The 26754-nt window shown below is 76.1% G+C and carries 25 protein-coding genes; 11 read left to right on the plus strand and 14 right to left on the minus strand.

The window, feature by feature from the left end; genetic code table 11:
- Nucleotide 1: 1 nt before the first annotated feature.
- Nucleotides 2-205, plus strand: coding sequence for a hypothetical protein (locus FVA95_RS00805; RefSeq protein ID WP_149662484.1), 204 nt, complete (start codon nt 2-4; stop codon nt 203-205).
- Between the two features lie 185 nt (nt 206-390).
- Here the strand turns inward: FVA95_RS00805 and FVA95_RS00810 are convergent, their stop codons facing one another.
- Nucleotides 391-1311 (minus strand): TIGR03564 family F420-dependent LLM class oxidoreductase, encoded by a 921-nt coding sequence (locus FVA95_RS00810; protein WP_149662485.1) that lies wholly within the window; start codon nt 1309-1311, stop codon nt 391-393.
- Between the two features lie 47 nt (nt 1312-1358).
- Between FVA95_RS00810 and FVA95_RS00815 the strand changes: the two genes are divergently transcribed.
- On the plus strand, nt 1359-2162 hold the full coding sequence (locus FVA95_RS00815) for a helix-turn-helix domain-containing protein (RefSeq protein ID WP_149662486.1): 804 nt from the start codon (nt 1359-1361) through the stop codon (nt 2160-2162).
- A 101-nt stretch (nt 2163-2263) separates the two neighbouring features.
- On the opposite strand, the gene FVA95_RS00820 is transcribed toward FVA95_RS00815, so the two are convergent.
- From FVA95_RS00820 to FVA95_RS00840, 5 genes are all read right to left on the minus strand, one after another.
- Entirely contained in the window at nt 2264-2752 is a 489-nt protein-coding gene (locus FVA95_RS00820) for a carbonic anhydrase (RefSeq protein WP_020622184.1), read from the minus strand.
- 266 nt (nt 2753-3018) lie between these two features.
- On the minus strand, nt 3019-6219 hold the full coding sequence (locus FVA95_RS00825; RefSeq protein WP_149662487.1) for an arabinosyltransferase domain-containing protein: 3201 nt from the start codon (nt 6217-6219) through the stop codon (nt 3019-3021).
- 282 nt (nt 6220-6501) lie between these two features.
- A complete protein-coding gene (locus FVA95_RS00830) occupies nt 6502-7176 on the minus strand; it encodes a fasciclin domain-containing protein (protein ID WP_149662488.1) in 675 nt (224 codons plus the stop codon).
- Between the two features lie 130 nt (nt 7177-7306).
- Complete coding sequence (locus tag FVA95_RS00835; protein ID WP_240051177.1) at nt 7307-8851, minus strand: molybdopterin-dependent oxidoreductase; 1545 nt, start codon at nt 8849-8851, stop codon at nt 7307-7309.
- A 122-nt stretch (nt 8852-8973) separates the two neighbouring features.
- Nucleotides 8974-9924: a LysR family transcriptional regulator gene (locus FVA95_RS00840; protein ID WP_149662489.1), complete on the minus strand. Its 951-nt coding sequence runs from the start codon at nt 9922-9924 to the stop codon at nt 8974-8976.
- A gap of 327 nt (nt 9925-10251) precedes the next feature.
- Here FVA95_RS00840 and FVA95_RS00845 point away from each other — a divergent pair, with 327 nt between their 5' ends.
- The gene (locus FVA95_RS00845; RefSeq protein WP_149662556.1) at nt 10252-11394 is read left to right on the plus strand and encodes a Glu/Leu/Phe/Val dehydrogenase; all 1143 of its coding nucleotides are present in this window, start codon (nt 10252-10254) and stop codon (nt 11392-11394) included.
- A gap of 144 nt (nt 11395-11538) precedes the next feature.
- Here FVA95_RS00845 and FVA95_RS31550 read toward each other — a convergent pair whose 3' ends face one another.
- The 4 genes from FVA95_RS31550 to FVA95_RS00865 are packed head-to-tail and all read right to left on the minus strand — an operon-like array spanning nt 11539 to nt 13298.
- Nucleotides 11539-11889, minus strand: coding sequence for a nucleotidyltransferase domain-containing protein (locus FVA95_RS31550; protein ID WP_255474605.1), 351 nt, complete (start codon nt 11887-11889; stop codon nt 11539-11541).
- Complete coding sequence (locus tag FVA95_RS00855; protein WP_149662491.1) at nt 11886-12308, minus strand: DUF5313 family protein; 423 nt, start codon at nt 12306-12308, stop codon at nt 11886-11888. The genes FVA95_RS31550 and FVA95_RS00855 overlap by 4 nt, the downstream gene beginning before the upstream one ends.
- A 31-nt stretch (nt 12309-12339) precedes the next feature.
- Nucleotides 12340-13011, minus strand: a complete 672-nt coding sequence (locus FVA95_RS00860) for a DUF1990 family protein (protein WP_240051178.1) — start codon at nt 13009-13011, stop codon at nt 12340-12342.
- Between the two features lie 56 nt (nt 13012-13067).
- Nucleotides 13068-13298 (minus strand): hypothetical protein, encoded by a 231-nt coding sequence (locus tag FVA95_RS00865; protein WP_149662492.1) that lies wholly within the window; start codon nt 13296-13298, stop codon nt 13068-13070.
- Between the two features lie 58 nt (nt 13299-13356).
- On the opposite strand from FVA95_RS00865, the gene FVA95_RS00870 reads away from it, so the two are divergent.
- From FVA95_RS00870 to FVA95_RS00895, 6 genes are all read left to right on the plus strand, one after another.
- Entirely contained in the window at nt 13357-14109 is a 753-nt protein-coding gene (locus tag FVA95_RS00870) for a DUF1990 family protein (protein ID WP_149662493.1), read from the plus strand.
- Nucleotides 14110-14133: 24 nt separating this feature from the next.
- Complete coding sequence (locus tag FVA95_RS00875) at nt 14134-15042, plus strand: enoyl-CoA hydratase-related protein (protein WP_149662494.1); 909 nt, start codon at nt 14134-14136, stop codon at nt 15040-15042.
- Nucleotides 15043-15247: 205 nt separating this feature from the next.
- Entirely contained in the window at nt 15248-16012 is a 765-nt protein-coding gene (locus FVA95_RS00880) for an rRNA adenine dimethyltransferase family protein (RefSeq protein WP_149662558.1), read from the plus strand.
- 170 nt (nt 16013-16182) lie between these two features.
- Nucleotides 16183-17535 carry an MFS transporter gene (locus FVA95_RS00885; RefSeq protein ID WP_149662495.1) on the plus strand — a complete coding sequence of 451 codons (1353 nt, stop codon included), beginning with the start codon at nt 16183-16185 and terminating at the stop codon, nt 17533-17535.
- Nucleotides 17532-18899, plus strand: coding sequence for an LLM class flavin-dependent oxidoreductase (locus FVA95_RS00890; RefSeq protein WP_149662496.1), 1368 nt, complete (start codon nt 17532-17534; stop codon nt 18897-18899). The genes FVA95_RS00885 and FVA95_RS00890 overlap by 4 nt, the downstream gene beginning before the upstream one ends.
- Nucleotides 18900-19171: 272 nt before the next feature.
- Nucleotides 19172-20521 carry a phosphodiester glycosidase family protein gene (locus FVA95_RS00895; RefSeq protein WP_149662497.1) on the plus strand — a complete coding sequence of 450 codons (1350 nt, stop codon included), beginning with the start codon at nt 19172-19174 and terminating at the stop codon, nt 20519-20521.
- Here FVA95_RS00895 and FVA95_RS00900 read toward each other — a convergent pair.
- The 4 genes from FVA95_RS00900 to FVA95_RS00915 are packed head-to-tail and all read right to left on the minus strand — an operon-like array spanning nt 20479 to nt 24921.
- On the minus strand, nt 20479-21129 hold the full coding sequence (locus tag FVA95_RS00900) for a TetR/AcrR family transcriptional regulator (RefSeq protein WP_240051180.1): 651 nt from the start codon (nt 21127-21129) through the stop codon (nt 20479-20481). The genes FVA95_RS00895 and FVA95_RS00900 overlap by 43 nt on opposite strands.
- A gap of 27 nt (nt 21130-21156) precedes the next feature.
- Nucleotides 21157-22206 (minus strand): PDR/VanB family oxidoreductase, encoded by a 1050-nt coding sequence (locus FVA95_RS00905; protein WP_149662498.1) that lies wholly within the window; start codon nt 22204-22206, stop codon nt 21157-21159.
- Nucleotides 22203-23114: a metal-dependent hydrolase gene (locus FVA95_RS00910; protein WP_149662499.1), complete on the minus strand. Its 912-nt coding sequence runs from the start codon at nt 23112-23114 to the stop codon at nt 22203-22205. The genes FVA95_RS00905 and FVA95_RS00910 overlap by 4 nt, the downstream gene beginning before the upstream one ends.
- Before the next feature lie 19 nt (nt 23115-23133).
- A complete protein-coding gene (locus tag FVA95_RS00915; protein ID WP_149662500.1) occupies nt 23134-24921 on the minus strand; it encodes an SDR family oxidoreductase in 1788 nt (595 codons plus the stop codon).
- Nucleotides 24922-25049: 128 nt separating this feature from the next.
- Here FVA95_RS00915 and FVA95_RS00920 point away from each other — a divergent pair, with 128 nt between their 5' ends.
- The gene (locus FVA95_RS00920) at nt 25050-25940 is read left to right on the plus strand and encodes an alpha/beta fold hydrolase (RefSeq protein ID WP_149662501.1); all 891 of its coding nucleotides are present in this window, start codon (nt 25050-25052) and stop codon (nt 25938-25940) included.
- Nucleotides 25941-25949: 9 nt separating this feature from the next.
- On the plus strand, nt 25950-26753 hold the full coding sequence (locus FVA95_RS00925) for a crotonase/enoyl-CoA hydratase family protein (RefSeq protein WP_051050258.1): 804 nt from the start codon (nt 25950-25952) through the stop codon (nt 26751-26753).
- Nucleotide 26754: the final 1 nt, after the last annotated feature.

A 26754-nucleotide genomic window follows, 5' to 3' on the forward strand; every position in this document is an offset into this window, starting at 1 on the left:
CATGAGCGTTCCGACCCCGCCCACCACCGATCCGGGTATCCAGCTGCTCGACGGGCTCGACGCCCTCGTGCGGCGCCACCGCGCGCTGCGTGGCGGCGGCGACCCCGTCAACGACGCCCTGCACGCCGAGCTGATCACCGCCGAGGTGGCCCAGCAGCTCGCGGCGGCCCGCACGGCGCTGCGTCGCCGACCGCGCGTCGCCTGATCCCCGTCCGCCGGGACGCGGCACGCCCGTCGCGTCCCGGCGGACCCGGGACGACGGCGAGATGCAGCTCAGGGGTGCGGAGTGACCCCGTGCGCCCGCTGGGCTGCATCTCGGCGGGCGAGGGAGCGCGCGCCACGGCGCCACCGGGCAGCCGGCGTACGGCCACCGCCCGGGCGCGGTACTGCTCAGGACCTCGCGATCCGGCCGAGGACGGCCACGGTGCGGGCCCGCTCGGCGGCGTCGCCCAGCGGGCTGACCAGCAGGTCGGTGGCGCCGGCGGCGGCGTAGCGGGCGATCCCGGCCGCGATCGTGTCCTCGTCCCCGGCGATGACGAGCCCGCCCGGGGAGCTCAGCCCCTCCCGTTCCAGCACCCCGGCGTAGGACGGCAGCCGGGCGTAGGCCGCGTAGTCGACCGCGGCCGCTGCCCGCACCCGGTCCGGTGCGGTCGTCGCCGACACCGGCACCCCGACGACCACCCGCGGCGACGGCCGTCCGGCGGCCGCCGCGTCGAGCAGCGGCCGGACGTGCTCGGAGATCGTCCGCGGCCCGGTGAGGAAGGTGATGGTGCCCGTGGTCCGCTCACCCGCCAGCCGCAGCATCCTCGGGCCCAGCGCACCGAGCAGCAGCGGGACCTCGGGCGTGGCGCCGGGCACCGCCGTGTCCGCCGGGTCCGACCCGGGACCGGACGAGCCGGGGACCCGTTCGCCGCGCAGCAGCGGGGCGAGCACGTCGAGGTGGTCGGTCAGCGCGGCCACCGGCCGCGTGAACGGCATGCCGTACACCTCCAGCAACCCCGGGTGGCTCACCCCGAGACCGAGCGTGAGCCGCCCGCCGGACGCCGCCTGCACGGTCAGCGCCTGCGCGGCCAGCACCCGCGGGTGCCGCGGCTGCACCACGACGACCGACGCGCCCAGCTCGACGTCGGGGACCTCGCGGGCGACGGCGGCGTACAGGGTGAGCGTGTCGGCCCCGTACCCCTGGGGCAGCCACACCGTGCGCAGCCCGGCAGCGACCACCGCCCTCGCCCGCACCACGATCTCCTCGACCAGGTTCGCGGGTGGGGGATCATCGAGCCCGGCCGCGAGGTTGACACCGATACCGATCATGGGGTCCACCGTCCGCCGGCGGCCGGGCTCGGACCAGGAGCGAACCGATGGGGGTACCCGTGGTGACAGGATCCGCGTCGACGCGTGTGCGGCCCGCGACGACGACCGACCGCCGCCGGGAGCTCGGCGCCTGCCTGCGCTCCTACCGTGAGCGCGTCGCGCCGGCCGCGGTCGGCCTGCCCGACCGCGGCCGACGCCGCACGCCGGGGCTGCGCCGCGAGGAGGTCGCGGCGCTCGCCGGGGTCGGTCTCACCTGGTACACGTGGCTCGAACAGGGCCGGGTGACCGCCTCGGACGAGGTGCTCGCCGCCGTCGGCCGGGTGCTCGGCATCGACGCCCCCGGGGTCGCACACCTGGTCCGGCTGTCCCGCGACGGTGCGGCCCCGGCGGCGACGGCGCCCGAGGAGCTGCTGCCGGTGCTCGCGAGCTGGCCCGGTGACCCGGCGGCGCTGCTCGACGCCCAGCTGGGCGTCGTCGCGGTGAACGACGCCTGGGAGGCCGCGATCGGCCGTCCGGCCGACGGGGATCCGGGACGCCGGCACGTGCTGTGGCAGCTGGCCGCCGACCCCGCGGCCCGTGCCCGGTTCGGCCCCGACCCCGACGAGCTGCTCACCGCACTGCACCGCAGGTTCCGGATGGCCTCGGACCTCGACCCGGCCGGCCCGGGCACCCGCGGGGTCCGCGACGTCCTGCACGCCGAGGCCCCGGAGCGGGCCCCGCTGTGGGAGTGCCGCGGGGTCGGCGCGTTCGGGCGGCCCCGGGTACGCCTGGGCGGTGTCGAGCGCACGGCCTACCTGCTGGGCGAGGCCGGCGCACCGGGGGCGGCGGTGCTGGTGCTGCTGCCGTCCTGACCCCCGCGGCCCCGGTGGAGGCCCACCGACGGTCGTACCCGGGCCGCGGTCGTCGCACCCGCCGCGACGGGTGCGACGACCGCACGGGCGGTGCGGCGGGCCTACTTCACCTCGTTCAGCCGCCCCGTCGCGACGTCGAACACGAAGCCGCGGACGGCGTCGGTGTGCGGGATGAACGGGTTGGTCCGGATCCGGGCGAGCGACTGGCGGACGTCCTCGTCGAGGTCGTCGAACGCCTCGGCGGCCCACTGCGGCTTGATGCCGGTCTCGTCGCGGATCGAGGCCTTGAACGCGTCGTCGGTGAAGGTCAGCATCCCGCAGTCGGTGTGGTGGATGAGGATGATCTCCTCGGTCCCCAGCAGCCGCTGGCTGATCGTCAGGGAGCGGATCTCGTCGTCGGTGACGACGCCGCCCGCATTGCGGATGACGTGGGCGTCGCCCTCGGCCAGGCCGAGGATGCGGTAGACGTCGAGCCGGGCGTCCATGCAGGCGACGACGGCGATCTTGCGTGCCGGCGGCAGCGGGAGCGGGCCGGAGAAGCTCTCGGCGTAGCGGGCGTTGTTCTCGAGCAGTTCGTCGGTGACGGACACGGGGTCCTCCGGAGTGGTGGTCGGTGACGCGGGCGTCGTACCCGCGCGCGATGCACGGGGCGGCCACGCGGCGACCCGGGGGTCGCTACGCGGCCCACCGACACAGCTCGTCGAACGCGACGGTGCGCCGACCGGGCCAGAACGGCTCGAGCAGGGTGCGCATCACCGCATGATTCGATCGCGATACCCGGTCCGGAGCAAGGAGCCGTCCAGCGGATGGGCCTGCGGCGGGGATGTGTCCGGACACGCCCCCGACCGACGGCGCGTCAGGGTGTCGGGAGGGCGGGGTACCCGATCGGGCTCCGGTCGCCCTCCCAGCCCCAACGGCGCACCGGGGCCGAGCTGACGTCGTAGGCGTCGACGGCGAGGTCGGTGTCGATCCGGATGACCGCACCCCAGTCGGCCTGGCCCGGGACGTCGGCGGTGTCGATCCGGGTCGCGACGACCTGCTCGGTGGTGGTGCGGCGCATCGCCGCGAAGCTGCCCCCGGCGACGTCGGCGAAGGACACGTCCACGGCGAACCCCAGCGACGACGGACCCAGGACCAGGTAGCGCGGGGTCTGCACCAGGCCGGCCCGGACGGCGGGCAGGTCGCGCAGACAGGGCGCCGCCCAGAGGATCGACCAGTCCACGTAGACCGGCCCGTCGGCGTCGCGCAGCATCGGCACCACCGGCGCCGAGGTGACCACCCGCGGGGCGGCGGCGGCCACCCAGCCGCCCGGCCCGACGGTGGTGTCGACGGCGTGCACCCGCACCCGGTCGACGTCCACCGGCAACGCGGAGACGGGCACCCGCACGGTGCGCCAGCCCGACCGGTCCAGCGGCACGGCCTCCTGCACCCGTTCGGCGGGGTAGGTGCCGCCGGCACCGGTCGCCGTGTCGTCCAACGACACCCGGCCGTCCGGGCCCGGCGAGCCGGCGCGGGCGTACTCCAGCTCCAGGGTGTTGCCCTGCCCGGTCCGCCCGGCGACGTCGACCGACAGCACCCGGTCCGGCGGCCCCGGTGTGACGGCGAACCAGCGGCTCCGGAGCTCTCCGGTGGAGCCCGGGCCGCCGTCGAGGCTGCCCCAGGCGAGCCCGCCGCGCGGCGGGGCGTCGACCCAGCCACGGCCCTCGGTGAACCCGGTGAGGGTGTCGGCGCCGCCCGCGGCGGGCAGCGCGCCCCCGTCGACCCCGACCGTGACGTGGTCGAGGATCCCGCAGGTGTCTCGGCCGGTCAGCTCGCTCCACAGCTGGCCGCCGACGCTGTAGCCCCCGCCCTGGCGCACCGGGGCGACGACGAACGACGCCACCACCACCGACACCCCGGTGAGCAGGGCCACCACGACCACCCCGGCGGGCAGCGCCGCCGCGGCGCGGGCCACGGAGTCCCGCCCGGTCCGGTGCCGTCCGTGACCCGCCCGCCGACCCGCACCCAGACCCGCCCGCCGACCCGCCCGGTGGACCGCGGCGGCCGACACGACCAGCACCGCGAGCGCCACCAGCGCCCACACCGCCGGCGAGTTCAGCGGCGTGAACGGGCCGTCGGCGCGCGGCACGCCCCAGCCGGACCACAGGAACCACTCGTTGCGCCCGCTGAAGGCCAGCGCGGCGAGTACGGCCGCCGCCAGGGTCCCGGCGGCGGCCGCGCCGCGCACGGTCGGGTCGGCCGGCCGCCGGGCCGCGGTCACCACCAGCACCACCCCCGCCGCGGCGGCGAGCGCCCCGGTCCCGGCGAGCGTCCCGAAGTAGTGGGTCCACTTCGACGGTGCCGGTGTGAGCAGCACGAACCCGAGAGCGAGCCCGACCAGGGGCACCGGTGTCCACCGCAGCCCGGGACCCCACCGGTGCGCGCCGCGGGCGACCAGCGGCAGCGCCGCGACCAGCAGGGCGAGGGCGAGCAGCACCGGCACCCGGCGGCCGAGGCCGCCCTGCTCGGTGCCGAAACCGAGCAGGTAGTCCCATCGACGCAGCTCCTGGAACCACGGTGTGGCCGGACCGTAGAACTGGTGCATCTCGGTGGCCCGCGCGACCGTGTACAGGCTCTGCCCGGTGAACACCGGGGTGAGCCCCGCCGCGGCGATCCCGGCCGCGGCGACGGTCGCCGCGACCCCGACGGCGAGCCCCCCGCCGCCGTGGCGGGTGACCTGCCGCCACAGCGCGGGCACCAGCAGCACCAGCGGACCGGCGACGGTCACCGCCGAGGGTGTCACCGCCAGCGCCAGCCCCGCGGTCAGCGCGGCGGCTGCGGTCCACGTCCCGCCGCGGAGCCCGGGCCGGGCGGCGGCGCGCAGCGCACAGCAGAGCGCCGCGGTCGTCGCGAGTGCCGCGAACGGCTCCGGGCGGCCCCCGAGGTTCAGCGGCAACCACCACGCCAGCAGCGCGACGCCGAGCGTGCCCCGCACCCAGGCCCGTCGGTGGTGGCGGGCCAGCACCGCGGGCAGCGCGACCCGCGACAGCAGCAACCACACCGCGATCCCGGCGAGCACCGACGGCAGACGCAGCACCAACGGCCCCACACCGGTCTCGGCCAGCGCCCGGACCAGCCGGATCACCAGCGTGTACGGCGCCTCCGAGGCGTTGCCCCAGCGGTAGACGTTGCCGAAGTCGCCGGTCGCGGTGCCGGTCGCGTTGCGCGCGATGGCCTCGGTGAAGCCGTCGTCGGTCGACAGCGGCCCGAGCACCGTCCAGCCCGCCAGCGTGGCGACGACGAGCACGTCCGCTGCGGCCCGCCCGATCCCGGCCGGGGTGCCCACCGCGGCCAGCCGGGCCCGCCGGACCCGGGCCGTCCCGCGGCGGCGCCGGAACCGGTCACCGGCCAGACGTGCCAGCAGCACGGCGGCGACGGCGGCGGCGAGCCACTGCAGCCCGAGCAGCGCCGTCTTGGCCGGCGACGACGCGGCGGCGAACCAGTCCGCGGTCCGCGCGGTGACCCGCAGCCCGTCGGCGTCGGCGGGGGAGAGCTGGGTGCTGAACGCGGCCACGGCGCGCACGATGTCGCCGGGGAAGGCGCGCGGGGTGCCGTCGCCGAGGGTGACCCGGGACCCGGCCTCGTCGGTGTCGAGGACCAGCCCGCAGGCGTCGCCGGACGGGACGGGCGCGCGCAGCAGCTCGCGGCCGCCGACCTGGACCCGCAGCTCCTCGTCCGCCCCGGTGAGCACGGCGAACCCGGTCCCCGGGGCACCGGACCGCTCCGAGCCCACGACGGTCGTCGCGGCCCCGGTGCCGGCGGAGCGGATCTGCGCGGCGCGCAGCACCCGGCAGGGCACCTCGACGTGCACCGCCTCCGGCGCTGCGGGCTGGAACGCCGCCGTCGTCGACGTGGGCCGCTCGCCCGCCCGTGGCCAGGACACGGTCGTCGTGCGGGCGTCGACGGGGGCGAACGGCACCAGCGCGGCGCACAGCCCCGCCAGCAGGCCGGCGACCAGGGTCGCGACCACCAGGCGGCGGGAGACGGACGACGGGGCGGAGCGGTCTGAGGGGTGCATCGACTTCCGGATCGACTCGGCGGGGGGAGCGCGGCGCGGGACCGGGCCGTCCGTCGGACGGCGTGACCGGCACCGCGTGCAGGCCGGTCACGTCGTCGGGGATCGAGCCCTGTTCTCGTTCCGTGTGCACCGTGCCGGTCCGGTCGGTCGCGCGCACGCGCAGGGGGCGCTCACCGGGTCCCAGTTCGATCTCGATGCGCCACATCAGTCGTCACCGCAGGGTGTTCGTACGACGACGGGCCCGGGGTTCGCACCCGGGCCCGTCGTGTCGTGCGGCGGTCGTCAGCTCTTGGGCATGAGGACCTTGTCGATCACGAAGACGGTGGCGTTCGCGGTCGGGATGTTGCCGCAGAGGATGTTCGCGGTGTTGCCCTGGCCGTCGGTGACGGTGGGTGCCTCGGCGGTGCCGCCGATGGTGAGGTCACCGCCGGCCAGCTCGGTCAGGGTCTTCTTCCCCACGATGCCCGCGGCGTCCAGGCGCTCGGGGGTCACGTGGTAGGAGAGCAGCCCCTGCAGGGCGGTGGTGTCGGCCAGCAGGGCGTTGAACTTCTGCTCGCCGAGCTGCTTCTGCACCGCGGCGAAGGCGTCGTTCGCCGGGGCGAAGACGGTGATGCCCTTCTGCTGGTTCAGGGTGTCGGCCAGGCCGGGGACCTTGCCGACGGCGGTGACCAGCGTGGTCAGCAGCGGGTTGGTGCTCGCGGCGGTGGCGACCGGCTGCGGGCCCATCGAGTCGAGCGAGCCGGGCTCGTTGCCCTGCGGCAGCTGGCTGCAGGCCGGGCCGAAGACGTCGGCGTTGGTGGTGACGCCGTCGGCGGCGGCGGTCGTCGCCGGTGCCGAGGAGGTGGCCGGGGCCGCGGCCGGCGGGGCGGCGGTGTCGCTGCCGCCGCCACAGGCGGCGAGGCCGAGCGAGAGGGTGGCGAGCAGACCGACGGTGGCGAGGGTGCGAGAAGCGCGCATGGCTGGATTCCCTTTCGAGGAAACTGTATGTCCTACATGGACTGTCGATTGATTGTTCGGATCGTGGGTCCGGTCGGTTCGGGTGTTCCGGAGAATTGCCGGATCTTTTTCCGACGGCTCGGGAATCGGTTCAGACGACGGTGACGATGGTGCTGGGCCACCCCGTCGCACCGTCCGGGATCGGGTCGACGCGGACGTCGGTCTGGACGAGCCCGCGGCGGTCGGTGGCGCGGGCGGTGAGCGTGTGGCTGCCGGGGGAGAGGTCGAGCTCGGCCCGCCACATCCGCCAGGTGTTCGGGTTGACCTCGGTGGCCAGCTCGGCGCGGACCCACGGGCCGTCGTCGGCGCGGACCTCGACGGCGGTGATCCCGACCGGTTGCGCCCACGCGACCCCGGCGACCTGCACGCGTCCCGCCGGCAGCCGGGAGAACCCGACCGGGGCGTCGATGCGGCACTGGGTCTTGATCGGGGCGCGCTCGGCCCAGCCGCGGTCCCGCCAGTAGACGCTGCGCTCGGCGAAGGTCGTCAGCTCGATGTCGGCGAGCCACTTGGTGGCCGAGACGTAGCCGTAGAGCCCCGGGACGACCATGCGCACCGGGAACCCGTGCTCGACCGGCAGCGCCTCGCCGTTCATGCCCAGTGCGAGCAGCGCGCCGCGGCCGGGCTCCAGCACGGTCGCGGTCGGGGTGCCCGCGGTCCAGCCGTCGCGGCTGGTGGAGACGATCTGGTCCGCGGCCGGGTCGACGCCGGCCTCCAGCAGCAGCGGGGCCAGCTCGACGCCGACGAAGTCCGCTGTGGACACCAGGTTCCCGCCGACGGTGTTGGAGACGCAGGTCATCGTGATCGTCCGCTGGACCAGCGGACGTCGCAGCAGGTCGTCGGCGGTGAGGACGAGCTCGCGCCCGACCCGGCCGTGCACCCGCAGCGACCAGTCCTCGGCCCGGACCGCGGGGATGGTCAGGGCGACGTCGATCCGGTAGAAGTCGGCGTTCGGGGTCACGAACGGAACGGTCCCGAGCTGCGGGAACGCAGCCGAGGCCGGCACCGGCGGCGCGGTCTCGGCGAGCGTCGCCGCGGCCAGCCTGCCGGTCAGCGCGGCCCGTGAGGCCGCGATCCCGCTGCCGGCGGAGGACAGCGCCAGGCCGGTCCCGCCCACGACGAGCGTCCCGGCGGCGACCGCCGCCGACGCCCCGGCGAGCACGGTGCGCCGGGGGACACCGTCACCGTCCCGGGCGCCGCCGCCCCCGGTGCGGGTGGTGCCGGGACGGCGGGCGAGGCGGTCCAGCCCCCGCTGCACCGCCACACCCACCACCAGCGCGACGACCGGTGCGGCCAGGTCGGTCGCGGTCGGCACCGGCCCGGTCAGCACCGCCGCCACCGCGAGCAGCCCCAGCACGGCGACGGCGACGGTCCCCACCGCGGCCCGTCGGCGCGCCGCGAGCCCGGCCAGTGCGCCGAGCAGCACCAGCAGCACGCCGATGCCGGTGAGCAGGACCGGCTTGTCGGCCGTCCCGAACGCGGACTTGGCGAACTCCACCACCGGCTGCGGCGAGAGCCGCACGACCGCGTCGCCGACGGCCACGAACGGTGACGACGCCGGCGCCACCAGGGCCGCCACGAGGTGCCCCGATGCCACCGCCGCGGCGATCGCCAGCAGTTCCACCAGGATCGCCACGGAACGCGGAGGAAGGGCCAGGGGCCCGTTTCCCTCGGTCCGGTTCTCGGTCAGCACAACCGTTCTTCGGAACCCCGGCGGAAACGGTTCGACCGTCCCGCGGATTCCGCCGCGGAACGGGGTCAGGTCAGGCCGAGCGACTCCGGCTGCACCGGGATCGGGGCGTCGGCGCCGAGCCCCTTCTGTGCGGCCGCGGTCCGGACGGCCTCGATCACCAGCGGCACCGCGGCCCGGCGCGCGGTGGTGGTGCGGTAGGCCAGCGACACCGTGCGGGTCAGGGCGTCGCCGAGTGCGACGATGTCGACCCCCGGCGGGCGCAGCGCCAGGCCCAGGTCCGTCACCAGGGTGACACCGAGCCCGGCCGCGACCATCGCCATGGCGGTGGCCTGCTCCTCGACCTCGTGGTCGATCCGCGGCTCGAAGCCCGCGCTCTGGCAGGCCAGGCGGGCCGCCTGCCCGAAGTGCGACCGGGCGGGCGAGACGATCCACGGGTGCTCGGCCAGCTCCGACAGCGTCACGCTCGCGGCGGGCACCGCCCCGGCGGGCACCGCCGCGTAGACCCGCTCGACGGCGATGACCGCCCGCTCCAGGCCCTTGTCCCACGTCATCGGGTAGTTCGAGTAGTCGATGACGAACGACAGGTCGAGCTCGCCGTCGCGCACCGCGGCCGCGGTCTCCTCCGGGGCGAGCTCGCGGGTGCGGACCTCGACACCGGGGTGGGTGCGGGCCAGCGCGGTCAGCGCGTCGGGCAGCAGACCCGAGGCGACCGAGGCCCACACCCCGGCGGTGAGCTTGGCCGCAACGGTCTCGCCCGCCTCCTCCAACGCCTGGGTGGCGCGCTCGACCGAGGCGAGGATCTCCTCGGCGTGCTCGGCCAGCAGGACACCGAGGTCGGTGAGCTGAACCCGGCGCCCTCTCCGCTCGAACAGCCGCGTCCCGACGTCGCGCTCGAGCTGTGCGAGCTGCTGGGAGACCGCCGACGCCGTGTAGTGCAGCGCCGCCGCCGCCGCCGTGATGGTTCCCCGCCGGTGCAGCTCGCGCAGCATGCGCAGCCGGGACAGGGACAGCTCCATGCGACCGAGCCTATTGCGCTGTGCAGGAACGGTGAACAGCGGCGTGAATGATCCGTAAATGGACGCGGGGCCCGGTGCGCCCGCAACCTGGGGCCACCGGTCGGGAACGACTGCCGCCGGGGGGACGACGAGGTCCGCGGTGTCGACGAGACCGGAACGGCCCCTGGTGGCGACGACCGGTGCAGTACGAGCAGGAGGTGGGTCGCCATGACGACGATGCAGAACCCGGCCGGGGGCACCCCGCAGACGGCGGCCACGGCCGCCCCCTACGTCCCCGGCGCCCCGGCGCCCACCGTCGCCCCGGTCGTCCGCCGTCCCGAGCCCTACATGCGCCTGCAGTGGAACGACACCGTGACCGGCGCCGTCGGCTACCTGGTCGTGCACACCCTGCGGGCGGGGCTCGCCACCGGCGGCACCCGGATGCGGGCCGGCTGTACGTTGTCCGAGGTCGAGGACCTCGCACGCGGCATGGCCAACAAGACCGCCACCTTCGACCTGCCGATCGGCGGGGCCAAGGGCGGCATCGACTTCGACCCGAAGGACCCGCGCGCCGTCGAGGTGCTGCAGCGCTTCTGCGAGGCCATGCGCCCCTGGATCGACGCGCACTGGGTGACCGCGGAGGACCTCGGCGTCCCGCAGCACCTGATCGACGAGGTCTTCGAGAAGCTCGGCCTCGGCCAGAGCTACCACGCCGCGATCAGCCGAGCCGCCGACCCGGCCGCCACCCTGGAGCGGGTCCGCACCGGGCTGAAGGCCGAGGTCGACGGCGGGTTCGAGCTGGGCGACGTGATCGGCGGCTACGGCGTCGCGCACGCCTGCCTGGCCTCCGCGGTGTCCTGGGGCCAGATCCCGGCCGACACCACGGTCGCGATCCAGGGCGTCGGCACGATGGGCGGTGCGGCCGCCTACTACCTGCACGAGGCCGGGATGAAGGTCACCACGCTGGCCGACGCCGCGGGCACCCTGCACTGCGCGGACGGGCTCGACGTGCCCGCGCTGCTGGACCTGCGCGACGGCTACGGCGAGATCGACCGCACCCGGCTGCCCGACGGCGTCGAGCAGCTCCCGCGCACCGCGATCCTGTCGGCCGAGGTCGACATCCTGGTGCCGGCCGCGATCTCCTACGCGATCACCCCGGACAACTCCTACGACGTCCGCGCCCGCGTGATCGTCGAGGCCGCGAACGCCGCGACGACCCCGGAGGCCGAGGCCATGCTCGCCGCGCGCGGGGTGCCGGTGCTGCCGGACTTCGTCGCGAACGCCGGTGCGGTCGCCTGGGCCTGGTGGCTGCTGCTCGGCGAGGTCGACGACGACCCGCAGAACTCCTTCGACCGGCTGCGCACCGTGATGCACGCCAAGGTCGCGCAGCTGCTGGCCGCGTGGACCGAGGACGGCGTCACCCCGCGCGAGACCGGGCACCGCTGGGCCGACGACCCGGCGCCGACCACCGGTCCGGTCGTCATCCCCTGATCCCACCCCCGGCGCCCCGGGCCGCCGTGCGACACCCCGACGGTGGGTGCCGTGCGCCGGCCCGTGCGGCCGCCGCGGCACAGGGCGTCACCGCGGTCGACGCCGTCCAGTACCGGTACTCCTCCGTGCTCGCGCGCCCGACCATCAGCGCAACCCCTCCCGCGCGACGCGGGCGAGGAACGACCGGGTCGTCTCCTCCAGGACGGGGCGGAACTCGATCCAGCGCATCCGGGCGTCCACCTCGAAACGGACCCGCGCGACCTCGTCGGCGCTGTGGAGGTGCCGGCCCGACCCCGCGACCCGTCCCCGCAGCTCGAGGCCGGCCCGTGCGAGGTCGACGACATCGACCCCGGTCCCGAGCAGGGCGGCGAGGTCGCCGGCGAGCAGCTCGGTGGACACGGGGGAGGGGGCGCCGGCGAACAGCACCGCGACATCGTGGTCGCTGTCCGGGCGGGCGGTCCCGGCGGCACGCGACCCGAAGCGGCGACCGCTCAGCCCCGGCGGTCGTCCCGCTCGCGGTCCGCCCCGAACTCCCGGTCGTGCCGCAGCCGGGCGTCGACGTGCTGCTCTGCGCGGCGCGCCTCCCGGGTCGCCGCGGCCGCCCCCACCGGGTAGCCGGCCTTCATCACCCGGGTCTCGCACGCCTCGACCGTGTAGACCGCCGAGTAGAAGTAGCCGATCACCGCGCCCGAGGCGATGGCGCCCAGCCGCACCCACGGCGGGCCGGGCACCACCAGGTACAGCAGGGCCAGCAGCGGGATCAGCTGGACCGTGGTGCGGACGAGGTGGCGCAGCACCCAGGTGCGGGTGGTGACGTCGTGGAGCACCCAGCGCCGGTTGCGGGCCGGCAGCCGGGCGCCGAACGCGTAGGCCACCCAGCGGAACGGGTTCGGCCGCCGGATCCGGTCGTCCATCTGCAGGTTCCCTCCGGGTCGGGCACCCGGGTCAGGCACCCGGATGCCGGACGAGCACGGCGAACGGGTCCGTCCAGTGCCGTCCGGCGTTCTGCGGGGCGACGGTCACACCGTCGGCACCCGGCAGCGGCTGCGGCAGCGGCAGCGGCCTGCCCGCCGCCGCGTCGGCGACGAGCTCACGCACCCGCTGCCCGGCCCGATGGTAGAACTCCAGCTGCACCGCCCGGCCGAACAGCCCGAAGCCGAACCGGAACAGCGGGTTCGGGATGTGTGCGGGCCGGGAGAACGCGCGGATGACGAACTCGACGTCGCCGGTCGTGAGGTCCTTGACCACCTCGTAGGTGAGCCGGCCCTCCTCCAGGTGTCCGTGCAGCGTCTCGTAGGTCCAGCCCCAGACGCGCCGGCCGTCCACGGTCTCGTCGACCAGACCGGTGACACGGACGCCGAGGTGGAACCGCATCGGTCCGAACCGGCCCTCCAGCAGCATGTCGCGGCCCAGCAGCGGGTCGGCCGGGCGGAACACGCCACGCAGCCGGTTCGGGGCGGTGAACTGGTAGTCGCGCAGCACCGCGCAGGCGCGTTCCCAGGGGCCGTCGGGCACCGGGTCGCCGGGCGGCTCGGTGCCGACCAGCGCCCGGCCGTGGTCGACGTGCCAGCGCGGGTCGTGGGAGTCGGTGGGGGTCTCGGCGTCGTCGAAGTTCACGCCGCGTGCGGCGAGCCCGTCCAGGTCGGCGCGACGGTCCTCGGGGCCGGGGCGCTTCAGGACCGAGCGCCCTTCTCCTCGCGCCGCATCGCGTCGCCGATCAGCCAGAACATCGACGGCCACAGGCCGACGAAGACCGCGCGGCGTTCGGCGTTGCCGCGCTCGTCCTGGTCCACGGTCTTCGCGCGCAGCCACAGCGCGATGGCGAAGCCCACCGAGCCGAGGGAGAACCACTGGAGCTGGGCACCGCGCAACCCGGCCCGGTGCAGGACACGTCCGACCGTCATGGCGGTCCGTTCCCCGCTGCCGGCGGATGTAATCCCGCACAGGGGGTACCCGTGGTCGATGCGGACCCCCACGACGGCCTCGACGAGCGGACGGACCACCCCGGTGACGGGTGACCGGCGGTCCCGCCGGGTGTCGGCGGTGCTCCGCTGGCCGGTGGGTGTGCTGCTGGTGTCGTGGCGCTACTTCTGGCGCACCACGCCGATCCACCGCAGCGACGTCGTCGGGGACCTGGGGGACCTGCCTCCCGCCTCGCCGCAGGGCGCCGACGCCGACGACGTCCAGCGCCCGTCGGACGGGTACGGCACCCTGCTGCACCGGCGCTACGGCGTGCGCATCCGCGGGTCCCGGTGCAGCCCCGAGGAGCTCATGACGCGCCTCGGCGCGGACCCCGACCGCTGGTCACCGGAGTTCGCGGTGTTCCGTCGCACCCGCGGCGAGCCCGGCGGGATGGACGTCGGCGACGAGTTCCTGATCCGCATGCCCGGCCCGTGGGACGGCCCGGTGCGGGTGGCCGCCGCCGGGCCCACCGGGTTCTCCTTCGTCACCCTGGACGGGCACCTGGAGGCCGGCCGGATCGACTTCCGCACCCGTCGCGACCCGGACCACCCGGAGATGCTGCGCTTCGACATCGAGTCCTGGGCACGGCCCGGGGACCGGCTGTCGCACGTGCTCTACAACACGCTGCGCGTGGCCAAGGAGGTGCAGTTCAACATGTGGACGCACGCCTGCGTCCGGGCGGCCGCCATCGCCGGCGGCCGGCCGGACGGCGGCGTGACGGTGCACACCCGGCGGTTTCCGACCACCGGGTGACGCGGCGGGGCAGACTCGCCGGTCATGAGCACCGACGCTCCCGCCTTCACCGAGATCTCCTACGACGTCGACGACCGGGTCGCCACGATCACCCTCGACCGTCCGGACCGGCTCAACGCGTTCACCGCGACGATGGCCCGCGAGCTGATCGCCGCCTACGACCGCGCCGACGCCGACGACACCGTCCGCGCGATCGTGCTCACCGGCCGCGGCCGCGGCTTCTGTGCCGGCGCCGACCTGGGCCGCGGCGGCTCCTCGTTCGACCCCACCGACCCGCAGCGCGCCGCCGACCGGGCGGGCGTCGGCACCATCGGCGGCGTCGTCCGCGACGGCGGCGGCACCGTGACCATGCGGATGGCGGCGTTGCGCACCCCGGTGATCGCCGCCGTCAACGGGCCCGCGGTCGGCATCGGGGCGACGATGACGCTGCCCGCCGACATCCGTCTCGCCGGCGCCTCGGCACGGTTCGGGTTCGTGTTCGCCCGCCGCGGGCTCGTCCCGGAGGCCGCGTCGAGCTGGTTCCTGCCCCGGATCGTCGGGGTCTCCCGGGCGATGGAGTGGGCCGCTACCGGCCGGGTGTTCGACGCCGCCGAGGCCCTCGACGGCCGGCTGGTCTCCCGGGTCCTGCCCGACGACGAGCTGCTCGGCGCGGCGTACGCGATCGCCCGCGAGATCGCCGACAACACCTCGGCGGTGTCGGTCGCGCTGACCCGGCAGCTGCTGTGGGGGATGCTCGGCGCGCCCAGCCCGTGGGACGCCCACCGCGCCGACTCGGCCGCGATCGCGCACCTCGCGCAGGGCCGCGACGTCGCCGAGGGCGTCACGTCGTTCCTGGAGAAGCGCCCGCCCGCCTTCCCCGACACCGTCTCCGAGGACTACCCCGGCCACGTCCTGCCGCACTGGCCCGCCCCGCCCGCCGACCTGACGGACTGAAATCCGGGTGCGCCGGTGCCCCCGGTGCCCCTACCGTCGGCCCGTGGCCTCGATACGCCTGCGCGTCGCCCGACGGCGGCGCCACACCTGATCCCTGCCGATCTCCTGGCGCCGCCGTCCGAGCAGCCGGTCCTCGTACCCCTGCCGGGCGGCGCCCCGCCGCGCCCCCGGCTCCCCACCCGGGAGCCTCCCTGTGCGATCCCCTCTGCCACGCCCGCTCGGCCGTCACGAGCACGGCCAGAACTTCCTCGTCGACGACGCCGTCCCGGCCGCGATGGCCGCCGTCGTCGCCGGGTACCCGCCCCGGCCACTGCTGGAGCTGGGCCCCGGCGACGGCGCGCTGACCGCCGCGCTGCTGCGCCTGCCCGGCAGGCCCCTGACCGCGGTCGAGCTCGACCCGTACCGGGTGGCCCGCCTGCGACGACGCTTCGGCGACGCCCTCACCGTCGTCCACGGTGACCTGCTCGACGTCCGCCTCGACCGGCCCGTCGACGTGGTGTCCAACGTCCCGTTCGCCCTGACCACCCCACTACTGCGACGCCTGCTGGCCAACCCGCGCTGGGCGCACGCGCTGGTGCTGGTGCAGTGGGAGGTCGCCCGCAAGCGGGCCGCGGTCGGAGGCACCAGCGCCCTCACCGCCCGCTGGTGGCCGTGGTTCACCTTCACCCTGCACGCCCGGGTCCCGGCCAGGGCGTTCCGGCCGGTCCCGGCCGTCGACGGCGGGGTGCTGGAGATCGCCCGCCGGGAGGTGCCGCTGCTCGACGCCCGGCCCCGGGACCACCACCGGATCGTCGACGCGGTGTTCACCGGCCGTGGCCGCGGGGTGGTCGACGTCGTGGGACGACGCTTCGGCCGTGCGCTGGCACGGGACTGGGCGCGCGAGTGCGGGCTCGGGCCGCGGACGCTGCCGCGTGACCTCGACGCGGGGCACTGGGTCCGGCTGCACGCCCGGGTGGCCGGGCGGAGGTGACCCCGGTCCCGCTCCGTTGCGCCGGGCGGGGGCGGTCTGCTCGGGTGGGCGACGTGGAGCACTCGGAGCTGACCCGGCGGCGGTGGCTGGACCACGGCCGCCTGTCGTCGCACGCCTGTCGCTGACCCGCCCCCGACGCCCCCGCTCCGCCTCACACCGGCAGGTCACCCGTGTCCAGTTCCCCTTCCGCTTCCCCTCCCGAGACGCCCCCTCCTGCGACGCCCGGCGCCACCCCGCGCCGCGCCGCCGTCGCCAGCCTCGTCGGGACCACCATCGAGTGGTACGACTTCTACCTCTACGCCACCGCCGCGGCGCTGGTGTTCGCCCCGCTGTTCTTCACCGACGCCGACCCGGCCACCGGGGTGCTGGCCTCCTTCGCGACCTACGCCGCCGGGTTCGGCGCGCGGCCGATCGGCGCCGTCGTCGCCGGGCACCTGGGTGACCGGATCGGCCGCCGCGCCGTCCTGGTCGGGTCGCTGGTGCTGATGGGCGTCGCGACGACGCTGATCGGGCTGCTGCCGACCTACCCGACCGTCGGGCTGCTGGCCCCCGTGCTGCTGGTGGTGCTGCGGCTGGCCCAGGGGCTCGCCGTCGGCGCGGAGTGGGCCGGTGCGGTGCTGATGGCCGTCGAGCACGCCGAGACCGAGCGTCGGCGCGGTCTGTTCGGCAGCTTCCCGCAGATCGGCTCCTCGGCCGGGATGCTGCTGGCCTCGGGCGTCTACACCTCGGTGCTCGCGATCGCGGGCAGGGAGGCGTTCCTCGCCGGCGCCTGGCGGATCCCGTTCCTGCTCAGCGCGGTGCTCGTCGTGGTGGGGCTGGCCATCCGGCTCACCCTCGCCGACCCCGCGGTGTTCACCGCCGCCCGCGACGCCGGGACGCTGGCCCGCCGTCCGGTGCTGGAGGTGCTGCGCACCGACTGGCGCACCGTGCTGCTGACCGTCGGCAGCCGGATCGCGCAGAACGCGCTCTACATCCTCGCGACCACCTTCGCCCTCACCTACCTCGCCCGGGGCGACTCCGGCGCGGCCGAGAGCGCCGGCCTGACCGCGGTGATCATCGCGTCGGCGATCGGGCTGTTCTCCACGCCGCTGTGGGCGGTCCTGTCCGACCGGGTCGGCCGCAAGCCGGTCTACCTGTTCGGCGCGATCGGGGCGCCGCTGTTCCTCGGGGCGTTCTTCCTGCTGCTCGACACCGGGTCCACCGTGCTGGTCGTCGTCGCGATGGTCGTGCTGGTCAACCTGTTCCACGACGCCATGTACGGCCCGCAGGCCGCCTGGTACGGCGAGCTGTTCGACACCCGGCTGCGCTACAGCGGGGCCTCGCTGGGCTACCAGGTCGGCTCCGTCCTCGCCGGGGCGACGCCACTGATCGCCACCGCGCTGCTCTACGCCGGCGGCGGGACCCCGTGGCTGATCTGGGCCTACCTCGGGGTGCTGTTCGCGATCTGCATCGTCTCCACCGTCCTGTTGCCCGAGACCCACCGCGGCGGGCTCCGCACCACCCGGGAGAAGGTGGTGGCATGACCGGCCGCATCCTGCTCAACGCCTTCGACATGGCCTGCGTGGGCCACCAGTCCGCGGGGCTGTGGCGTCACCCGTCCGACGAGGGGCACCGCTACACCGACCTCGACCACTGGACCTCGCTCGCCCGGATGCTGGAGGACGGCGGCTTCGACGCGCTGTTCCTCGCCGACGTCCTCGGCGTCTACGACGTCTACGGCGGCTCCCGCGACGCGGCCGTCCGCGCCGCCGCGCAGGTCCCGCTCGCCGACCCGCTGCTGCTGGTCCCCGCGATGGCCGGGGTGACCTCACGGCTCGGGTTCGGGGTGACCGTCTCGGTCGCCTACGAGCACCCCTACGCGCTGGCCCGGCGGTTCACCACCCTCGACCACCTCACCCGCGGCCGGGTCGCGTGGAACGTCGTCACGTCCTACCTGGACTCCGCGGCGCGCAACCTCGGCCGGTCCGGGCAGATCCCGCACGACGAGCGCTACGAGCTCGCCGAGGAGTTCCTGGAGGTCTGCTACAAGCTGTGGGAGGGCTCCTGGGACACCGACGCCGTGGTCCGCGACCGCGACCGCGGCGTGTTCACCGAGCCGGACCGGGTGCACGACATCGCCCACCACGGCCGCTGGTTCGACGTGCCCGGCCCGTTCCTGTCCGAGCCGTCCCCGCAGCGCACCCCGGTGATCTTCCAGGCGGGCGCGTCGCCGCGCGGCGCCCGGTTCGCCGGCACCCACGCCGAGGCCGTCTTCGTGTCCGGCCCGTCGCCCGCGGTGGTCCGCCGCTCGGTCGACGCGGTGCGCGCCGAGGCCGCCCGCGCCGGGCGGGACCCCCGCTCGGTCAAGGTGTTCGCGATGCTCACCGCGATCGCCGGGGAGACCGACGACGCCGCCCACGCCACCCTGGCCGAGTACCTGGAGCTGACCGACCCGTCGGCGGCGCTGGCGCTGTTCGGCGGCTGGTCCGGCGTCGACCTGGCCGGTGCGTCGCCGGAGCAGAAGCTCGAGTACGTGCAGACCGACGCGACCCGCTCGGCGCTGGCGTCGTTCACCGGGCCGGACCGCGACTGGACGGGCGGCGAGCTCGCGGAGTTCATCACCGTCGGCGGGCGCGGGCCGGTCGTCGTCGGGTCCGGGGCGACGGTCGCCGACGAGCTGGAGCGCTGGGCCGACGAGGCCGACCTCGACGGCTTCAACCTGGCCTACGCCGTCACCCCGGGGACGATGGCCGACGTCGTGACCCACGTCGTGCCCGAGCTGCGACGCCGCGGCCGGATGCCCGCCCCCGCCGACGCGGGCGGCCCCACCCTGCGCGAGCGGTACGGCACCGGCGACGGCGCCCGGCTCGCGAAGGACCACCCCGGGGCGGCGCACCGGACCCGCTGACCCCGCACCGGACCCCGGCCCCGTGCCGGCTCCCGTGATCGCCGGGACGGGAGCGGCCGGACGGGTGCACTGCCTCCGGCACTCCACTCCCGGCGATCATCGGCGGAGCCCCGGACGCACGGCCCGGGTCCACGGGGCCCGGTTCACACCGTCGGGGACCACCGGACCCCGACCGGGTGGCCCTGCGCCACCGTCGCGTGACGCCCCGCGCCGTCGCCGCACCGCCGTGGTCACCTCGGTCCCGGCCGGGTGGCGATCGGGGGAGTGCGGGCATGGCGGGGTGGACGGGCAGCCGGGGCGCGGCGGTGGCGACGGCGGTCGTGGTCGGGCTGCTGGTACCGGTCACCCAGCAGGCGTCCGCGGTCCCCGCCCGGGTCGCGCCGCCCGTCGCGGCCGTCGTGCCCGCGGCGGCGCCCGGGTCCACCGTGGGGACCGCGTCCAGCGGGGCCACTGCGGAGACCGCGTCCACTGCGGAGACCGTGTCCACCGTGGCGCTCGGGTCCACGGTGACGGCCGGGTCCACCGGGTCCACCGGGTCCACCGGGGCCGACGCGCCCGTCGCCCCGGCCCCGCAGGCCCCCGCCATCACCCACCGCGAGGAGCGGGTCGACACCCCGGCCGGGCCGGTGACCGTCGACGTCGTCGTCGCCGACCTGAACCGGGCCGAGCTGCGCGCCACCCTGCTCACCGGTGCGACGGTCGGGGAGCGGTCCTCGGTGCCCGCGCACGCGCAGCGCGGCGGGGCGGCCGCCGCGATCAACGGCGACTTCTTCGACCTGGGGCGCAGCAACGCCCCCGCCGGGCCCTCGGTCCGCGACGGCCGGGCGCTGACCTCCGCCGTCCCACCGGGGCGGCGGCTCGCCCCGGGCGTCCCCGGCGCCGAGCAGGGCGACGTGCTCGCCGTCGACGACGACGGCACCCCGCGCCTGGACCGGCTCACCCTCGACGCCTCCGCGACCGGTCCGCAGGGCCGCCTCCGGATCGACACCCTCAATGCCTACGCCGTGCCCGTCGGCGGGATCGGGCTGTTCACCTCCGACTGGGCGGGCGACCGGGCCGCCACGCTGTGCGGCAGCGACACCGACCGGAACGCGCCGTGCGCACCGGACCGGGTCGAGGTCGTCGTCCGCGACGGCGCGGTCACCGCGGTCCGCCCGCCCGGTGGGGGAGCGATCCCGGCCGGGGACCAGGTCCTCGCCGGCCGCGACCAGGGTGCCGCCGCGCTGCGACGGCTCGCCGTCGGCGACCGGGTCACCGTCCGGTACGCGCTCACCGCCGCGTCGGGGACGCCGCCGCGGACCGCGGTGGGGGCGTCGCCGATCCTGCGCGACGGTGCACCCGTCGCCGGGCTGGACGCCCGCTCGCGCGACCCGCGCAGCGCCGCGGGCCTCACCGCGCAGGGACGGCTGATCCTGCTCACCGCCGACGGCCGCGAGTCGACCTCGGTCGGCATCACCCTGGCCGAGACCGCCGAGCAGCTGCGCCGGGCGGGCGCCGTCGACGGCGTCAACCTCGACGGGGGCGGCTCCTCGACGATGGTGTTCCGCGGCCAGGTCGTGAACAGCCCGTCCGAGGACGCCTACCGGCTGGTGCCCAACGCGCTCGGCGTCGTGGAGAACTGAGCGTCCGGGTCGCGGGCGACGGTCACCCCGAGCATCGCGAACAGCTGCTCCACCAGCCAGTCCCGCAGCTCGGCGCGGGCCGGCACCCGGCCCGCCTCCAGCCACACCAGCACCGAGCCCTCGACCAGCGCGACCCAGCCGCGCAGCGTCATCAGCTGCAGCGGCGTCGGGTCGGGCACACCGCCGCGCACGCACAGCAGGTCCACGATGTGGTCGCGCACGCCGTCCACCATCGCGTCGGTCTCCCCGGTGGAGACGACCGAGCCGCTGCGCAGCAGCGCGACGTAGGCCCGCGAGTGCCGGCCGACGACGTCGAGGAACACGTCCAGCGCGTCGGCGAGCTGCCCGTCCAGCGGACCGTCGGTGGGCAGCGCGACCCGGTCGATGAGCTCCTCGGCAACGCTGCCCAGCGCCGCGACGTGCAGCTCCTCCATCCCGGAGAAGTACCGGTAGAACAGCGCCCGGGACACGTCCGCGGCCCGGGTGACGTCCTCGACGGCCACCTCCTCCGGCGAGCGGGCGCCGTAGAGGTCGAGCGCGGCGGACACCAGCTGCGCGCGGCGGGCCTCGGGCGTCATGCGCCGGGGTGGACGTGCGGGCGAGGTCATCACCGACGAGGGTACGGACCCCATGCCTCAGCGCCCGAGGTCGACGACGATCGTCCCGTCCGTGGCCCGCCCGACGCACAGCGCGGTCAGGCCCGGCCCGGCCGGGTCGCCCACGGTCGTGCCCTCCACCAGCCGGACGTGGCAGGTCCCGCAGAACCCCTGCCGGCAGGAGTAGGGCACGTCCGGGCGCAGCGCGCGGACGGCGTCCAGCGCGGTCCGGTCGGCCGGGACCGCGACGTCCGGGCCGCCGACGATCCGGACGGTGAACGGGCGGCCGCCGCGGATCGGGGGCGGGGAGAACCGCTCGGAGTGGAACCGCTGCCCGGCGGGCAGCGCCCGGCGCAGCGCCTCGATCATCGGCGGCGGGCCGCAGCAGTAGACAGCGGCGTCCGGGTCGGTCCCGGCCAGCAGCTCGGCCGCCGTGGGGGCACCCGCGACGTCGTCGGGGCGGCGGACCACACGGTCCGGGGCGAGCGCGGCGAGGGCGTCGGACAGCGGCATCGACGCCCGGTCCCGGCCGGTGTGCACCAGCCGCCACTCCACCCCCGCGGCATGCGCGGCCCGGACCATCGGCGCGATCGGGGTGATCCCGATGCCACCGGCGACGAACAGGTACGACGGCGCCGCGGCCAGGGGGAACGCGTTGCGCGGGCCGTGCAGCCGCAGCCGCACCCCGGGGCGCAGGGCGTGCACCTCGTGCGAGCCGGAGCCCCCGGGCACCCGCCGAACCGCGATCCGGTACACCGACCGGTCGTCCGGGTCGCCGCACAGCGAGTACTGCCGCAGCAACCCCGAGGGCAGCTCGACGTCGACGTGCGCGCCGGGCCGCCAGCCCGGCAGCGGCCCGGTGCCCGCCGGGACGAGGTCGAGCTCGGCGACGTCGGGGCAGGGGCGGCGCACGGCGTGCACCTCGACGACCACGGTGCGGTCCACCGGGGTGACCGGGCGACGGCGCCGGCCACCGGCCGTCGCCAGGGTCTGGGTCACCGCGGTGAGCACCGACAACGCGGTCGCCCCGCGGTTCGGGTGCGGCGGCGGCGCGGCCGAGCCCGCGGCGGACAGCAGCGCGGTCCTCATGCCGCGGACCCCCCTGCCGGGTCGGCGTGCCCCGCCTCGGCGGCGCGGGCGGCGGGGGAGACCGCGAGGTAGGCCACCGCGGCGTCGGTGTCGCCGTGTGCGGCCGGGTGGAACCGCGGGCTCAGGTAGGTCAGCACGGCGCGGGCGAACAGCCACGGGCCGGGCACCAGCCCACGCCGGGAGTCCCGCAGGTAGTCGCGCAGCCGGGCCCGGCGCTGCGGTGTCCCGCGCAGGTCCGGGTCGCGGGCGCACAGGTGCCGGGTGCCGTCGGCCCACAGCTTCGCCAGCGCCGGCCCGGCCACCGCCATCGCCCGGATCCGGCGCAGCCACCGCCCGTCGAGGTGGGTGTAGAGGTCGTGCGCGACGCTGCGGTGCTCGACCTCCTCGGCGCCGTGCCAGCGCAGCATGTCCAGCATGTGCGGGTCGGCCCCGGCCGCGTCGAGAGCGTCGGCGTCGAGGATCCACGAGCCGAGGACTGCGGTGAAGTGCTCGATCGCCGCGATCAGCCCGACCCGCTCCACCAGCCACTCCCGGGCCGCGTCGCCGGTGAGGCCGCGGTCGCCGAGCAGCTCCGTGAAGATCCACTCGACCTGCTCGACGAAGCGGGTCACGTCGACGCCCGCCTCGACGAGGTGGTCCAGCGCCCCCTGGTGCGAGGTCGCGTGCACGGCCTCCTGGCCGATGAACCCGCGCACGTCCTCGGACAGCGCCTCGTCACGGACCATCGGCAGCGCGCGGGAGAAGACCTCCACGAACCAGCGTTCCCCCTCGGGCAGCAGCAGGTGCAGCACGTCGATCAGGTGCGACGCGAACGGCTCGCCGGGGATCCAGTCGGTCCGCAGCGTGGTGAAGTCGAACCGGACGTCGCGGGCCTGCAGCGCGATCCGGTCCTCGGTCGGGTCGGTCATGGCGATGCTCCTGGGAGACTCAGCGGGTCCCGTCGACCCGGGCGAGTGCGCGGACGAGTGCGGGGGACAGCCGGGAGGCGAGCAGCCCGACGTGCGCCTCGGCGGTGACCGGGGCGATCGGCAGGTCCCGCTCGACGGCGCGGACCAGCCGGGCGGCGACGCGCTGCGGGGTGTAGCCGCGTCGGGCGTAGGCCGCCGCGACGTCGCGACGGCGGATGGCCTGTGTGGCGTCGTCGGTGCCGGCGAAGCGGGTGGCACCGGTGATCGGGGTGTCGACGAACCCGGGACACAGCGCGGTGACCCCGACCCCGGCGCCCGCCAGCTCGGCGCGCAGGCACTGCGACAGCATGAGCACCGCCGCCTTGGTCGTGGCGTAGGCCGGCAGCGAGCGCGACGGCAGGTAGGCCGCCGCCGACGCGGTGTTGACGATCGTGCCGCCCTCGCCGTGCGCGGCGAGCAGCGCGCCGAAGTGCCGGCAACCGTGCACGACGCCCCACAGGTTCACGTCGACGATCCGCTGCCACTCCTGCGTCGTCGTGTCGGCGAACGACCCGGCGACCGCGATCCCGGCGTTGTTCACGACGAGGTCGGGCACCCCGTGCTCGGCGGCGACCCGCTCGGCGAGCGCGGCGACGGCTGCCTCGTCGGCGACGTCGACGACCGCAGCCACCGCACGCCCGGGCCCGTGCCGCCGGGTCACCAGGTCGACGGTCTCCGCGGCGCCGGCCTCCGAGACGTCGGCGACGACGACCCGTCCCCCCAGGTCGGCGAGCCGGCGGGCGATCTCGCGGCCGATCCCGCTGCCCGCCCCGGTGACGACGGTGAGCGAGCCCTCCCAGCGCGACGCCCGGCCCGGCCGCCCCCCGCTGCGGACCAGGGCGGCGCCCCGGGCCGCCGCCCGCTCCAGCGCGGGCGCGGTGGTGCCGCCGGAGCGCTCGGCGACGAGCTCGCGGACGCAGCGCGCGACGACACCCGCCCGCTTGCGGACGATCCAGTGCCCGCCGGGCAGGTACCGGACCCGCAGGTCGGGGGCGTACGCGGCGGCGCTCGTCGCCATCGCGGGGGTGACGTAGGCGTCGTCGAGCGGTGCCAGGATCTGCACCGGGACGTCGGTGCGTCGCGGCTTCGGGCGTCCGAGCCGTCGCGGCAGGTTGTGCCGATAGAGCTCCAGGCCGTTGACCGCGTCGCGCACCGCGGGCCGCGGGATCCGCTCGGTCCGCGACACCATCGCCCCGAGCAGCCCGCTGCGGATCATCAGCTCGGGCAGCACCGGCACCCGGAAGGCCAGCGTGTACCAGGAGTGCAGCGCCTGGGTGAGTACCGGCCGCAGGTCACGGAGGCCGCGGCGGCGCAGGAACAGCCCCACGTGGTCCAGGCACGGGCCGGAGACCGAGGTGAACGACGCGACCCGGCCGTCCATCGCCGAGGGAGCGCCGTCCTCGCGCGTCACGGCGTGCCAGGTCTGGATCGCGCCCCAGTCGTGCGCGAGCAGGTGCACCGGAGAGTCGGGGGAGACGGCGTCGGCGACCGTGCGCAGGTCCGCGGCGAGCAGCTCCAGGTCGTAGCCGGCCGGGGCCCCGGGGGCGGCGGAGCCACCGTGGCCGCGCACGTCGTAGGTGACGACGTGGTGGTCCGCGGCGAGGTCCGCGGCCACGCGGTCCCACACGTGCCGGTCGTCGGGATAGCCGTGCACCGCGACGACCGTCGGGTGCGACGGGTCGCCCCGTTCCTCCACGACCAGGTCCAGGTCGTCCCGGCTGCGCACCGTACGGACGCGGCCGGCGGGCTCCACCTCGTTGTGAGACACACCGTCATCGTAGAAAACGTGTCAACAAGACGCCACCCCTGGTCGCCGCCGCGCTGCCGGGCGTCGTCGGGGCCGCGGGGAGGTAGGTTCTCCACGGCCGTCCCCGCACCACGATCCGAGGTCCCAGCGTGTCCACCGCTCCGCCCACGTGGTTCACCGACGCACTCGCCGAGCCGGGCGAGCCCGGGCGCACCGAGAGCGACGGCGTCGAGATCCGTTTCCGCAGCTGGGGCACCCCGGGCGGGCCCGGCGTGCTGCTGGTGCACGGCGGCGCGGCACACCTGCACTGGTGGGACCACATCGCCCCGCTGCTGACCGAGGGCAGCCGCCGGGTGGTGGCGGTCGACCTGTCCGGGCACGGGGACTCCGGGCGCGCACCGTCCTACGACCTGGACCGCTGGGCCGCCGAGCTGCGCGCCGTGATCGACGCCGCGGGCCTCGGCCCGCGTCCGACGCTGATCGGGCACAGCATGGGCGGGTTCGTGACGCTCACCGCGGCACTGCGCTACGGCGAGGAGCTGGCCGGGGCCGTCGCCGTCGACTCCCCGATCCGGGACCGGTCGCCGGAGGAGCTGGCGGCACGGGAACAGCGGGCGTTCGGCCCGGTGAAGGTGCACCCCGACCGCGACGCGCTGGTCGCGCGGTTCCGCACCATCCCCGGCCAGCCCGGCGACCTGCCCTACGTGCACCGGCACATCGCCGAACGCAGCGTGCGCGCCGTCGACGGGGGCTGGAGCTGGAAGTTCGACCCGCGCATCTTCGGCGGGATCGGGCTGACCCCCGGCGACCTGGGACGGCCGGGCTGCCGGATCGCGCTGTTCCGCGCCGAGCACGGCCTGGTCCCGGCCGACATGGGGGAGATGGCCGTCGACCGGATGGGCCGGTCCGCGCTGGTCGTCGAGATCCCCGGCGCCGGGCACCACGTGATGATCGACCAGCCGCTGGCGCTGGTGACCGCGCTGCGGACCCTGCTCGCGGACTGGGAGCACTCGGTTCCGGTGGTGGCGCCCGCGATCTAGGGTGGGCCCATGACAGAGCAGTCAGAACTGACTCCTTCCGGGACGGCCGCGTCCGACGAGGACGTGCTGGTCGAGCGGCGGGACGGCGTCCTGCTGATCACGATCAACCGCCCGCACGCCAAGAACGCCCTCAACGAGAGCGTCGCGCGGACCGTCGCCGCGGCCGTCGACGAGCTCGACGCCGACCCCGACCTGCGGGTCGGCGTGCTGACCGGCGCGGGCGGGGTCTTCTCGGCCGGGATGGATCTCAAGGCGTTCCTGCGCGGCGAGCGGCCGTCGGTGCCCGGGCGCGGCCTCTGCGGGATCACCCAGGCCCCGCCGGTCACCCCGATGATCGCCGCCGTCGAGGGCTGGGCCCTGGCCGGCGGGTTCGAGATCATGCTGGCCTGCGACCTCGTCGTCGCCGGGCGTGGCGCCCGCTTCGGGGTGCCGGAGGTCAAGCGGTCCCTGGTCGCCGCCGCGGGCGGTGCGCTGGAGCTGGCGAACCGGGTGCCCCGGGCACTGGCGCTGGAGATGCTGCTGACCGGGGACCCGATCGACGCCGCGCGGGCCGAGGCCGCCGGCCTGGTCAACTCCGTCGTCGACGACGGCACCGCTCTCGAGGCCGCGCTGGCGCTGGCCGCGCGGATCGCGGTGAACGGGCCGCTCGGCGTCGCCGCGTCGAAGCGGATCGTGCGGGAGAGCCCGGACTGGGGCGCCGACCGCTGGGAGCGCCACGACGCGATCGTCCGCCCCGTGCTGACCTCGGAGGACGCCCGCGAGGGCGCCACCGCGTTCGCCGAGAAGCGCGACCCGGTCTGGCGCGGTCGCTGAG

Origin of the sequence: Pseudonocardia sp. EV170527-09, assembly GCF_008369905.1 — a bacterium.
In the GTDB taxonomy this organism is placed as follows: domain Bacteria; phylum Actinomycetota; class Actinomycetes; order Mycobacteriales; family Pseudonocardiaceae; genus Pseudonocardia.

Bases quoted from the DNA above. Each gene is read 5' to 3' on its own strand.
- FVA95_RS00805 (WP_149662484.1), top strand. From the start codon at position 2: ATGAGCGTTCCGACCCCGCCCACCACCGATCCGGGTATCCAGCTGCTC.
- FVA95_RS00810 (WP_149662485.1), bottom strand. From the start codon at position 1,311: ATGATCGGTATCGGTGTCAACCTCGCGGCCGGGCTCGATGATCCCCCA.
- FVA95_RS00815 (WP_149662486.1), top strand. From the start codon at position 1,359: ATGGGGGTACCCGTGGTGACAGGATCCGCGTCGACGCGTGTGCGGCCC.
- FVA95_RS00825 (WP_149662487.1), bottom strand. From the start codon at position 6,219: ATGCACCCCTCAGACCGCTCCGCCCCGTCGTCCGTCTCCCGCCGCCTG.
- FVA95_RS00830 (WP_149662488.1), bottom strand. From the start codon at position 7,176: ATGCGCGCTTCTCGCACCCTCGCCACCGTCGGTCTGCTCGCCACCCTC.
- FVA95_RS00840 (WP_149662489.1), bottom strand. From the start codon at position 9,924: ATGGAGCTGTCCCTGTCCCGGCTGCGCATGCTGCGCGAGCTGCACCGG.
- FVA95_RS00845 (WP_149662556.1), top strand. From the start codon at position 10,252: ATGCGCCTGCAGTGGAACGACACCGTGACCGGCGCCGTCGGCTACCTG.
- FVA95_RS00855 (WP_149662491.1), bottom strand. From the start codon at position 12,308: ATGGACGACCGGATCCGGCGGCCGAACCCGTTCCGCTGGGTGGCCTAC.
- FVA95_RS00865 (WP_149662492.1), bottom strand. From the start codon at position 13,298: ATGACGGTCGGACGTGTCCTGCACCGGGCCGGGTTGCGCGGTGCCCAG.
- FVA95_RS00870 (WP_149662493.1), top strand. From the start codon at position 13,357: ATGCGGACCCCCACGACGGCCTCGACGAGCGGACGGACCACCCCGGTG.
- FVA95_RS00875 (WP_149662494.1), top strand. From the start codon at position 14,134: ATGAGCACCGACGCTCCCGCCTTCACCGAGATCTCCTACGACGTCGAC.
- FVA95_RS00890 (WP_149662496.1), top strand. From the start codon at position 17,532: ATGACCGGCCGCATCCTGCTCAACGCCTTCGACATGGCCTGCGTGGGC.
- FVA95_RS00895 (WP_149662497.1), top strand. From the start codon at position 19,172: ATGGCGGGGTGGACGGGCAGCCGGGGCGCGGCGGTGGCGACGGCGGTC.
- FVA95_RS00900 (WP_240051180.1), bottom strand. From the start codon at position 21,129: ATGACCTCGCCCGCACGTCCACCCCGGCGCATGACGCCCGAGGCCCGC.
- FVA95_RS00905 (WP_149662498.1), bottom strand. From the start codon at position 22,206: ATGAGGACCGCGCTGCTGTCCGCCGCGGGCTCGGCCGCGCCGCCGCCG.
- FVA95_RS00910 (WP_149662499.1), bottom strand. From the start codon at position 23,114: ATGACCGACCCGACCGAGGACCGGATCGCGCTGCAGGCCCGCGACGTC.
- FVA95_RS00925 (WP_051050258.1), top strand. From the start codon at position 25,950: ATGACAGAGCAGTCAGAACTGACTCCTTCCGGGACGGCCGCGTCCGAC.